Here is an 11,164-nt window from a genome sequence, read left to right as displayed (position 1 = left end):
AGGGGCTCTGCGCGAGACTGCGCCCTCACCGAGAGGGGAGGGGGCTTATGCCCGCGCCGCATCCGCAGAGCTTGCCGTCCGCGCCGTCCGCTGTATGGAGCGCGTCCATGCGGCTCTTGATCATCGAGGACGACGCGCAGGCCATCGCCTATCTGGCCAAGGCGTTTCGCGAAGCCGGGCACCTCGCCGACCAGGCGACGGACGGGCTCGACGGCTACGCGCTGGCGCGCGAGGGCCAGTACGACGTGCTGATCGTCGATCGCATGCTGCCGAAGCTCGACGGGTTGTCGCTGATCCGGTCCCTGCGCGAGCAGGGCGTGACGACGCCGGTGCTGATCCTCTCGGCGCTCGGACAGGTGGACGACCGGGTCAAGGGCCTGCGCGCCGGCGGGGACGACTACCTGCCCAAGCCCTACGCCTTCTCCGAACTCCTGGCCCGCGCCGAGGTGCTGGCCCGCCGCGCCGCGCCGGCGCAGGGGGGAGCGGAGGCGACGACCTACCGGGTCGGCGCGCTCGAGCTCGACCGGCTGTCGCATCGCGTCGCGCGGGAGGGTCGGGAGATCGTGCTGCAGCCGCGCGAGTTCCGGCTCTTGGAGTACATGATGCGCCATGCCGGCCAAGTGGTGACCCGCACGATGCTGCTGGAGCATGTCTGGGATTACCATTTCGACCCGCAGACCAACGTGATCGACGTGCACGTGTCGCGCCTGCGCGCCAAGATCGACCGGGGGTTCGAGCACCCGATGATCCACACGGTGCGGGGCGCCGGCTACGTGCTGCGGGCGGATGAGCGCTGACGAGGCGACGCCCGAGAGCGCCTGGGCAAAAGTACAAAAACTCTTCCGCACCACGGCCTTCAAGCTGTCGCTGGCCTATCTCGTGGTCTTCGCGGCCTGCGCGGTGGTGGCGCTCGGCTACGTCGCCTGGAACGCGCGCCGCGTGCTCGACGACCAGATCGTCTCGACGATCGACGCCGAGATCAACGGCCTGTCCGAGCAGTACAATGCCGGGGGCCTGCGCCGGCTGATCAACGTCGTCGAGCGCCGCTCGCGCGAGCCCGGCGCCTCGCTCTACCTCGTCACCACGGCGGCGGGCGAGCACGTGGTCGGCAACGTCGCCGAGGTGCCGGCCGCGATCCTGTCCCGCCCGGGGCAGGTCGAGACCGCCTACGCGCGCGGCAGCACGGACGGCGAGGTGCACCGGGCGATCGTGCGGATCTTCACCCTGCCGGGCGGCTTCCGGCTGCTGGTCGGGCGCGACACCGAGGAGCGCGACCGGCTGCGCGCGGTGATCGGGCGGGCCTTCGGCTCCTCCCTCGCCGTGGTGGTGCTGCTCGGCGTCGTCGGCGGCTGGTTCGTGGCGAGCCGGGTGCTCGCCCGGGTCGACGCGATGACCGAAACCACGCGGGCCATCATGGCGGGCAATCTCGGCGACCGGCTGCGGCTGGCCGGCAACGGCGACGAGCTCGACCGGCTGGCGCTCAACCTCAACCGGATGCTGGAGCGCATCGGCGAGCTGATGCGGGGCCTGCGCGAGGTCTCGGACAACATCGCCCACGACCTGAAGACGCCGCTGACGCGCCTGCGTAACCGGGCCGAGGCGGCGCTTGCGGGCTCCGACTCGCCGGAGGCGCTGCGCGCTGCGCTGGAGGGCGTGATCGAGGAGAGCGACGGGCTGATCCGGGTGTTCAACGCCCTCCTGATGATCGCGCGGCTGGAGGCGGACGACCGCGGCGCGGCGCTCGGCACCCTCGATCTCGGGCCGGTGGTGCGCGGGGTGGGCGAGCTCTACGAGGCGCTCGCCGAGGAGCAGGGGGTGAGCCTCACCGTCGCGGCGCCGGACGGACTCGGCGTCACGGGCAACCGCGAGCTGATCGGACAGGCGCTGGCGAACCTCATCGACAACGCGATCAAGTACGGGCGCCGGGGCGGCGGCACCATCGCGGTCGCGGCCGCGCGGGCGGGGGACACGATCCGGTTGAGCGTCTCCGATTCCGGGCCCGGCATCCCGGAGGCCGAGCGCGGCCGGGTGCTCGACCGCTTCGTGCGGCTGGAGGCGGCCCGCTCCGCACCCGGGTTCGGGCTGGGGCTCAGCCTCGTCAACGCCGTGGTGCGGCTGCACCACGGCAGCCTCGCGCTCGAAGACAATGCGCCGGGCCTGCGCGTCGTGGTAACCTTGCCGGCAAGAGCGGAGGAGCGCCAGAGCATCGTCCCGGATACGGGATCCAGGACGATGCTTTAACCTCCTGATGCGGCATCGTCTTTTCCGAAAGCCGGACGCCGCCTTTCGGGACGATGCGCTAGGGAGGGTCGATGAGCCGGGACAGCCTGCGGGATCGCCTGTGCCAGGCGCCGGTGCTCGCCGACCCGGACGGGGCCGCCGCGCGGCTCGCCGATCTGGACCGGCCGGAGCTGGCCGCGGATCCGCGGGTGCGGGCGGTTCTGGCGGGGCTTGCCGAGCACTCGACCTTCCTGTGGGGCATCGCGACGCGCGATCCCGAGCGGCTCGGCCAGCTCCTTGAGGCCAGCCCGGAGGAGAACCTCGCCCGGCTCGTCGCCGACCAGCGCGCGGCCGGGCGGCCGGAGCCGGGCTCGAACGTCGATCTCGAGGCGGTCGGGCGGCGGCTGCGGCGCAACCGGCAGGCGCTGGCGCTCCTCGTGGCGATGGCCGATATCGGCGGGGTCTGGCCGCTGGAGCAGGTGACGGGCGCGCTCTCGGACTTCGCCGACGCCTCCGTGGCAGGCGCGCTCGACGCGCTGCTGCGGCAGGCCGCCGATCTCGGCCGGTTTCTCCCGAAGGATCCGGGGGACCTACAGGCCGGCAGCGGCCTCGTCGTGCTCGGGCTCGGCAAGCTCGGGGCGGGCGAGCTGAACTACTCGAGCGACATCGACCTCGTGGTCTTCTTCGATCCCGAGGCGGCGCCGCTCCGCGCGGGCACGGAGCCGACGCCGTTCTTCAGCCGGCTCGCGCAAGGATTGGGCAAGCTGCTGCAGGAGCGCACCGGCGAGGGCTACGTCCACCGGGTCGATTACCGGCTGCGGCCGGACCCCGGCTCGACGCCCACCGCGATCTCCTTCAACTCGGCCTTCAGCTACTACGAGACGGTCGGCCAGAACTGGGAGCGGGCGGCCTTCATCAAGGCGCGGCCGATCGCGGGCGACATCGCGGCCGGCGAGCGCTTCCTGGCGGAGCTGCGCCCCTTCATCTGGCGCAAGTACTTCGATTTCGGCTCGATCGCCGACGTGCACGCGATGAAGCGCCAGATCCACGCGGTGCGCGGGCACGAGCGGCTGGCGGTGGCCGGCCACGACATCAAGCTCGGGCGCGGCGGCATCCGCGAGATCGAGTTCTTCGTGCAGACGCAGCAGCTCGTCTTCGGCGGGCGCCGGCCCACCTTGCGCGGGCGCCGCACCCTGGAGATGCTGGCCGGGCTCGTCGCCGAGGGCTGGATCGACGCGGCGGCGCGGGACGAACTCGCCGACGCCTACCGCTTCCTGCGCGGCATCGAGCACCGGCTGCAGATGCAGGAGGACGCCCAGACCCAGCGCCTGCCCGAGGCCGCCGACGCCCTGGAGCGGTTCGCGCGGTTCGCCGGCTACGCGACGCGGGCGGACTTCGAGGCGGCCTTGCTCGCCCATGCCGGCCGGGTGCAGGCGCACTACGCCCTGCTGTTCGAGGCGGAGCCCGATCTCTCGGCCGGCATCGGCGACCTCGTCTTCAGCGGGGCGGGCGACGACCCCGAGACGCTGAAGACGCTGGGCCAGCTCGGCTTCCGCGAGCCGGAGCGGGCGGTCGAGACCGTGCGCGGCTGGCATTTCGGGCGGCGCCCGGCCGTGCGCAGCGCCCGCGCCCGCGAGGTGCTGACGGAGCTGGTGCCGGCCCTGATCCAGGCGCTCTCGGGCACGCCGGACCCCGACGCGGCGCTCGCCGCCCTCGACCGGGCCTTCGGGCAGATGCCGGCGGCGGTGGAACTGCTGATCATCCTGCGCTCGCACGAGCGGCTGCGGCTGCTCTTCGCGGACCTCCTCGGCACCGCGCCGCGGCTCGCCGACACCGTAGCCTTCAGCCCGCACGTGCTCGACGCGGTGATCGACCCGGCCTTCGTCGAGCCGGTCAGCGAGGCGGCCGCGCTCGACGCGCAGTTCCGAGCACTCGTCGGGTCGCCGGGGTCGGTGGAGGAGTTCCTGGACCGCAGCCGCGACGCGGCCCGGCAGATGCGCTTCGTGACCGGGGCGCGGCTCCTCTCCGGCATCCTGCCGCCGGCAGGCGCCGGGCGGGCCTTCTCGGGCGTCGCGCAGGCGGCGGTGGCGGCAAGCCTGGAGGCGGTGTCCGAGGCCTTCGCGCGGGATCACGGCCGGGTCCCGGGCGGGCGGATGGTGGTCCTGGGCTTCGGGCGGCTCGGCTCGCGCCAGCTCACCGCCGATTCCGACCTCGACCTCGTGGTTCTGTACGATTTCGACCCCGACAACCGCCAGAGCGACGGCCCGCGCTCCCTCGATGCCGCGGTGGCCTACAACCGGCTGACCCAGCGCCTCGTCGCGGCGCTGACCGCGCCGACCCGGCGCGGCACCCTCTACGAGGTGGACCTGCGCCTGCGCCCCGGCGGCGGCCAGGGCATGATCGCCACGCAGGCCCGCAGCTTCCGGCAGTACCTCGCCGAGTCGGCCGAGACCTGGGAGCTGATGGCCCTCACCCGCGCCCGCGTGCTCTGCGGGGACGCCGCGCTCGCCGACCAGATCCGGGCCGTGATCGCGGAGGCGGTCGGCCGGCCGCGCGATGCCGCGGGCGTGGGGCGCGAGGTCCGGGCGATGCGCGACCTCGTCGCCGCCGAGAAGGGGGACGCCGGTCCCCTCGACCTGAAGCTGGCGCCGGGTGGGCTCCTCGATCTCGACTTCCTGGCCCAGGCGCTGGTGCTCGGCCACGCGCAGGCCCACCCGGACCTCGTCGGCCGCGACGCGCCGGAGGTCTTGGAGCGGGCCGGCGCGCTGGGCCTGCTGCCGGAGGAGGCGGCCGACCGCCTGGTCGCGGCCTACCGGCTCTTCGACGACATCCACCAGTGGCAGCGGCTGATGATCGAGGGCGACCCGGCCGACCCGCCCCCCGCCGTGCTCGGCCGGATCGCGGTGGCCGCGGGGCTGCCGGACGCGCGGGCCCTGACGGCGCAGCTGGAGGAGGAGCGGCGGACGGTGCGGGGGCTGTTCGAGAGCCTGCTGGGCTGAGGGCGACAGGTCGTCCGATCTTCTTGGGCCATCCCCCGGTACAGGCGCAGGCAGGGCCGATGACGCGCATCTCCCTCCCCCGCGGAAGGGGGAGGGAGGTGCGGCGCGGTGTGATCGGTTCCGACGATCCCGTGGGCCCTCAGGAACTCATCCGCACCCGGCCCGGCAGCGCCGGGCGGAGCGCCGGGCGCTCGGAGGCTGCCGCGCGCACCTTCGGGCTCTCGGGCGCGTGGTGGGGCTGGTAGGCCTCGGCCGGGCCGCCGCGCTCGCGCAAGGGGCGGTCGGTGATCGCCGAGATCAGGTCGCGGGCGGCTGCCCGGCTCACCGTGCGGAACAGGCGCACGAGGTCGAAGACGCGCTCGGCCGAGCGCGTCTTCGACCTCGTGCGCCTGTTCCGCACGGTGAGCCGGGCAGCCGCCCGCGACCTGATCTCGGCGATCACCGACCGCCCCTTGCGCGAGCGCGGCGGCCCGGCCGAGGCCTACCAGCCCCACCACGCGCCCGAGAGCCCGAAGGTGCGCGCGGCAGCCTCCGAGCGCCCGGCGCTCCGCCCGGCGCTGCCGGGCCGGGTGCGGATGAGTTCCTGAGGGCCCACGGGATCGTCGGAACCGATCACACCGCGCCGCACCTCCCTCCCCCTTCCGCGGGGGAGGGAGATGCGCGTCATCGGCCCTGCCTGCGCCTGTACCGGGGGATGGCCCAAGAAGATCGGACGACCTGTCGCCCTCAGCCCAGCAGGCTCTCGAACAGCCCCCGCACCGTCCGCCGCTCCTCCTCCAGCTGCGCCGTCAGGGCCCGCGCGTCCGGCAGCCCCGCGGCCACCGCGATCCGGCCGAGCACGGCGGGGGGCGGGTCGGCCGGGTCGCCCTCGATCATCAGCCGCTGCCACTGGTGGATGTCGTCGAAGAGCCGGTAGGCCGCGACCAGGCGGTCGGCCGCCTCCTCCGGCAGCAGGCCCAGCGCGCCGGCCCGCTCCAAGACCTCCGGCGCGTCGCGGCCGACGAGGTCCGGGTGGGCCTGCGCGTGGCCGAGCACCAGCGCCTGGGCCAGGAAGTCGAGATCGAGGAGCCCACCCGGCGCCAGCTTCAGGTCGAGGGGACCGGCGTCCCCCTTCTCGGCGGCGACGAGGTCGCGCATCGCCCGGACCTCGCGCCCCACGCCCGCGGCATCGCGCGGCCGGCCGACCGCCTCCGCGATCACGGCCCGGATCTGGTCGGCGAGCGCGGCGTCCCCGCAGAGCACGCGGGCGCGGGTGAGGGCCATCAGCTCCCAGGTCTCGGCCGACTCGGCGAGGTACTGCCGGAAGCTGCGGGCCTGCGTGGCGATCATGCCCTGGCCGCCGCCGGGGCGCAGGCGCAGGTCCACCTCGTAGAGGGTGCCGCGCCGGGTCGGCGCGGTCAGCGCCGCGACGAGGCGCTGGGTCAGCCGGTTGTAGGCCACCGCGGCATCGAGGGAGCGCGGGCCGTCGCTCTGGCGGTTGTCGGGGTCGAAATCGTACAGAACCACGAGGTCGAGGTCGGAATCGGCGGTGAGCTGGCGCGAGCCGAGCCGCCCGAAGCCCAGGACCACCATCCGCCCGCCCGGGACCCGGCCGTGATCCCGCGCGAAGGCCTCGGACACCGCCTCCAGGCTTGCCGCCACCGCCGCCTGCGCGACGCCCGAGAAGGCCCGCCCGGCGCCTGCCGGCGGCAGGATGCCGGAGAGGAGCCGCGCCCCGGTCACGAAGCGCATCTGCCGGGCCGCGTCGCGGCTGCGGTCCAGGAACTCCTCCACCGACCCCGGCGACCCGACGAGTGCTCGGAACTGCGCGTCGAGCGCGGCCGCCTCGCTGACCGGCTCGACGAAGGCCGGGTCGATCACCGCGTCGAGCACGTGCGGGCTGAAGGCTACGGTGTCGGCGAGCCGCGGCGCGGTGCCGAGGAGGTCCGCGAAGAGCAGCCGCAGCCGCTCGTGCGAGCGCAGGATGATCAGCAGTTCCACCGCCGCCGGCATCTGCCCGAAGGCCCGGTCGAGGGCGGCGAGCGCCGCGTCGGGGTCCGGCGTGCCCGAGAGCGCCTGGATCAGGGCCGGCACCAGCTCCGTCAGCACCTCGCGGGCGCGGGCGCTGCGCACGGCCGGGCGCCGCCCGAAATGCCAGCCGCGCACGGTCTCGACCGCCCGCTCCGGCTCGCGGAAGCCGAGCTGGCCCAGCGTCTTCAGCGTCTCGGGGTCGTCGCCCGCCCCGCTGAAGACGAGGTCGCCGATGCCGGCCGAGAGATCGGGCTCCGCCTCGAACAGCAGGGCGTAGTGCGCCTGCACCCGGCCGGCATGGGCGAGCAAGGCCGCCTCGAAGTCCGCCCGCGTCGCGTAGCCGGCGAACCGCGCGAACCGCTCCAGGGCGTCGGCGGCCTCGGGCAGGCGCTGGGTCTGGGCGTCCTCCTGCATCTGCAGCCGGTGCTCGATGCCGCGCAGGAAGCGGTAGGCGTCGGCGAGTTCGTCCCGCGCCGCCGCGTCGATCCAGCCCTCGGCGACGAGCCCGGCCAGCATCTCCAGGGTGCGGCGCCCGCGCAAGGTGGGCCGGCGCCCGCCGAAGACGAGCTGCTGCGTCTGCACGAAGAACTCGATCTCGCGGATGCCGCCGCGCCCGAGCTTGATGTCGTGGCCGGCCACCGCCAGCCGCTCGTGCCCGCGCACCGCGTGGATCTGGCGCTTCATCGCGTGCACGTCGGCGATCGAGCCGAAATCGAAGTACTTGCGCCAGATGAAGGGGCGCAGCTCCGCCAGGAAGCGCTCGCCGGCCGCGATGTCGCCCGCGATCGGCCGCGCCTTGATGAAGGCCGCCCGCTCCCAGTTCTGGCCGACCGTCTCGTAGTAGCTGAAGGCCGAGTTGAAGGAGATCGCGGTGGGCGTCGAGCCGGGGTCCGGCCGCAGCCGGTAATCGACCCGGTGGACGTAGCCCTCGCCGGTGCGCTCCTGCAGCAGCTTGCCCAATCCTTGCGCGAGCCGGCTGAAGAACGGCGTCGGCTCCGTGCCCGCGCGGAGCGGCGCCGCCTCGGGATCGAAGAAGACCACGAGGTCGATGTCGCTCGAGTAGTTCAGCTCGCCCGCCCCGAGCTTGCCGAGCCCGAGCACGACGAGGCCGCTGCCGGCCTGTAGGTCCCCCGGATCCTTCGGGAGAAACCGGCCGAGATCGGCGGCCTGCCGCAGCAGCGCGTCGAGCGCGCCTGCCACGGAGGCGTCGGCGAAGTCCGAGAGCGCGCCCGTCACCTGCTCCAGCGGCCAGACCCCGCCGATATCGGCCATCGCCACGAGGAGCGCCAGCGCCTGCCGGTTGCGCCGCAGCCGCCGCCCGACCGCCTCGAGATCGACGTTCGAGCCCGGCTCCGGCCGCCCGGCCGCGCGCTGGTCGGCGACGAGCCGGGCGAGGTTCTCCTCCGGGCTGGCCTCAAGGAGCTGGCCGAGCCGCTCGGGATCGCGCGTCGCGATGCCCCACAGGAAGGTCGAGTGCTCGGCAAGCCCCGCCAGAACCGCCCGCACCCGCGGATCCGCGGCCAGCTCCGGCCGGTCCAGATCGGCGAGCCGCGCGGCGGCCCCGTCCGGGTCGGCGAGCACCGGCGCCTGGCACAGGCGATCCCGCAGGCTGTCCCGGCTCATCGACCCTCCCTAGCGCATCGTCCCGAAAGGCGGCGTCCGGCTTTCGGAAAAGACGATGCCGCATCAGGAGGTTAAAGCATCGTCCTGGATCCCGTATCCGGGACGATGCTCTGGCGCTCCTCCGCTCTTGCCGGCAAGGTTACCACGACGCGCAGGCCCGGCGCATTGTCTTCGAGCGCGAGGCTGCCGTGGTGCAGCCGCACCACGGCGTTGACGAGGCTGAGCCCCAGCCCGAACCCGGGTGCGGAGCGGGCCGCCTCCAGCCGCACGAAGCGGTCGAGCACCCGGCCGCGCTCGGCCTCCGGGATGCCGGGCCCGGAATCGGAGACGCTCAACCGGATCGTGTCCCCCGCCCGCGCGGCCGCGACCGCGATGGTGCCGCCGCCCCGGCGCCCGTACTTGATCGCGTTGTCGATGAGGTTCGCCAGCGCCTGTCCGATCAGCTCGCGGTTGCCCGTGACGCCGAGTCCGTCCGGCGCCGCGACGGTGAGGCTCACCCCCTGCTCCTCGGCGAGCGCCTCGTAGAGCTCGCCCACCCCGCGCACCACCGGCCCGAGATCGAGGGTGCCGAGCGCCGCGCCGCGGTCGTCCGCCTCCAGCCGCGCGATCATCAGGAGGGCGTTGAACACCCGGATCAGCCCGTCGCTCTCCTCGATCACGCCCTCCAGCGCAGCGCGCAGCGCCTCCGGCGAGTCGGAGCCCGCAAGCGCCGCCTCGGCCCGGTTACGCAGGCGCGTCAGCGGCGTCTTCAGGTCGTGGGCGATGTTGTCCGAGACCTCGCGCAGGCCCCGCATCAGCTCGCCGATGCGCTCCAGCATCCGGTTGAGGTTGAGCGCCAGCCGGTCGAGCTCGTCGCCGTTGCCGGCCAGCCGCAGCCGGTCGCCGAGATTGCCCGCCATGATGGCCCGCGTGGTTTCGGTCATCGCGTCGACCCGGGCGAGCACCCGGCTCGCCACGAACCAGCCGCCGACGACGCCGAGCAGCACCACCACGGCGAGGGAGGAGCCGAAGGCCCGCCCGATCACCGCGCGCAGCCGGTCGCGCTCCTCGGTGTCGCGCCCGACCAGCAGCCGGAAGCCGCCCGGCAGGGTGAAGATCCGCACGATCGCCCGGTGCACCTCGCCGTCCGTGCTGCCGCGCGCGTAGGCGGTCTCGACCTGCCCCGGGCGGGACAGGATCGCGGCCGGCACCTCGGCGACGTTGCCGACCACGTGCTCGCCCGCCGCCGTGGTGACGAGGTAGAGCGAGGCGCCGGGCTCGCGCGAGCGGCGCTCGACGACGTTGATCAGCCGGCGCAGGCCCCCGGCATTGTACTGCTCGGACAGGCCGTTGATCTCGGCGTCGATCGTCGAGACGATCTGGTCGTCGAGCACGCGGCGCGCGTTCCAGGCGACGTAGCCGAGCGCCACCACCGCGCAGGCCGCGAAGACCACGAGATAGGCCAGCGACAGCTTGAAGGCCGTGGTGCGGAAGAGTTTTTGTACTTTTGCCCAGGCGCTCTCGGGCGTCGCCTCGTCAGCGCTCATCCGCCCGCAGCACGTAGCCGGCGCCCCGCACCGTGTGGATCATCGGGTGCTCGAACCCCCGGTCGATCTTGGCGCGCAGGCGCGACACGTGCACGTCGATCACGTTGGTCTGCGGGTCGAAATGGTAATCCCAGACATGCTCCAGCAGCATCGTGCGGGTCACCACTTGGCCGGCATGGCGCATCATGTACTCCAAGAGCCGGAACTCGCGCGGCTGCAGCACGATCTCCCGACCCTCCCGCGCGACGCGATGCGACAGCCGGTCGAGCTCGAGCGCGCCGACCCGGTAGGTCGTCGCCTCCGCTCCCCCCTGCGCCGGCGCGGCGCGGCGGGCCAGCACCTCGGCGCGGGCCAGGAGTTCGGAGAAGGCGTAGGGCTTGGGCAGGTAGTCGTCCCCGCCGGCGCGCAGGCCCTTGACCCGGTCGTCCACCTGTCCGAGCGCCGAGAGGATCAGCACCGGCGTCGTCACGCCCTGCTCGCGCAGGGACCGGATCAGCGACAACCCGTCGAGCTTCGGCAGCATGCGATCGACGATCAGCACGTCGTACTGGCCCTCGCGCGCCAGCGCGTAGCCGTCGAGCCCGTCCGTCGCCTGGTCGGCGAGGTGCCCGGCTTCGCGAAACGCCTTGGCCAGATAGGCGATGGCCTGCGCGTCGTCCTCGATGATCAAGAGCCGCATGGACGCGCTCCATACAGCGGACGGCGCGGACGGCAAGCTCTGCGGATGCGGCGCGGGCATAAGCCCCCTCCCCTCTCGGTGAGGGCGCAGTCTCGCGCAGAGCCCCT

The 11,164-nt window shown here is 73.7% G+C and carries 8 protein-coding genes; 4 read left to right on the top strand and 4 right to left on the bottom strand.

Annotation, left to right across the window (positions count from 1 at the left end; genetic code table 11):
- Nucleotides 1–107: 107 nt before the first annotated feature.
- The 3 genes from AX737_RS04725 to AX737_RS04715 all read left to right on the top strand — a co-directional run bounded on the left by AX737_RS04725 (nt 108) and on the right by AX737_RS04715 (nt 5,219).
- Nucleotides 108–797 (top strand): response regulator transcription factor, encoded by a 690-nt coding sequence (locus tag AX737_RS04725; protein ID WP_066919374.1) that lies wholly within the window; start codon nt 108–110, stop codon nt 795–797.
- Nucleotides 787–2,241, top strand: coding sequence for a HAMP domain-containing sensor histidine kinase (locus tag AX737_RS04720; RefSeq protein ID WP_066919376.1), 1,455 nt, complete (start codon nt 787–789; stop codon nt 2,239–2,241). The genes AX737_RS04725 and AX737_RS04720 overlap by 11 nt, the downstream gene beginning before the upstream one ends.
- Nucleotides 2,242–2,312: 71 nt before the next feature.
- Nucleotides 2,313–5,219 carry a bifunctional [glutamine synthetase] adenylyltransferase/[glutamine synthetase]-adenylyl-L-tyrosine phosphorylase gene (locus AX737_RS04715; protein ID WP_066919378.1) on the top strand — a complete coding sequence of 969 codons (2,907 nt, stop codon included), beginning with the start codon at nt 2,313–2,315 and terminating at the stop codon, nt 5,217–5,219.
- 139 nt (nt 5,220–5,358) lie between these two features.
- On the opposite strand, the gene AX737_RS04710 is transcribed toward AX737_RS04715, so the two are convergent.
- Nucleotides 5,359–5,544, bottom strand: a complete 186-nt coding sequence (locus AX737_RS04710) for a hypothetical protein (protein WP_197430457.1) — start codon at nt 5,542–5,544, stop codon at nt 5,359–5,361.
- Nucleotide 5,545: 1 nt separating this feature from the next.
- Here AX737_RS04710 and AX737_RS04705 point away from each other — a divergent pair, with 1 nt between their 5' ends.
- Nucleotides 5,546–5,806, top strand: coding sequence for a hypothetical protein (locus tag AX737_RS04705; protein ID WP_066919382.1), 261 nt, complete (start codon nt 5,546–5,548; stop codon nt 5,804–5,806).
- A gap of 139 nt (nt 5,807–5,945) precedes the next feature.
- Here the strand turns inward: AX737_RS04705 and AX737_RS04700 are convergent, their stop codons facing one another.
- The 3 genes from AX737_RS04700 to AX737_RS04690 form a co-directional block, all read right to left on the bottom strand.
- The gene (locus tag AX737_RS04700; RefSeq protein ID WP_066919378.1) at nt 5,946–8,852 is read right to left on the bottom strand and encodes a bifunctional [glutamine synthetase] adenylyltransferase/[glutamine synthetase]-adenylyl-L-tyrosine phosphorylase; all 2,907 of its coding nucleotides are present in this window, start codon (nt 8,850–8,852) and stop codon (nt 5,946–5,948) included.
- A 71-nt stretch (nt 8,853–8,923) separates the two neighbouring features.
- A complete protein-coding gene (locus AX737_RS04695; RefSeq protein ID WP_066919376.1) occupies nt 8,924–10,378 on the bottom strand; it encodes a HAMP domain-containing sensor histidine kinase in 1,455 nt (484 codons plus the stop codon).
- A complete protein-coding gene (locus AX737_RS04690) occupies nt 10,368–11,057 on the bottom strand; it encodes a response regulator transcription factor (protein ID WP_066919374.1) in 690 nt (229 codons plus the stop codon). Before AX737_RS04690 ends, AX737_RS04695 begins: the two co-directional genes overlap by 11 nt.
- Nucleotides 11,058–11,164: the final 107 nt, after the last annotated feature.

Source organism: Methylobacterium sp. CCH5-D2, from assembly GCF_001556475.1.
In the GTDB taxonomy this organism is placed as follows: domain Bacteria; phylum Pseudomonadota; class Alphaproteobacteria; order Rhizobiales; family Beijerinckiaceae; genus Methylobacterium; species Methylobacterium hispanicum.
This window is presented reverse-complemented; position numbering and strand designations above follow the sequence as displayed.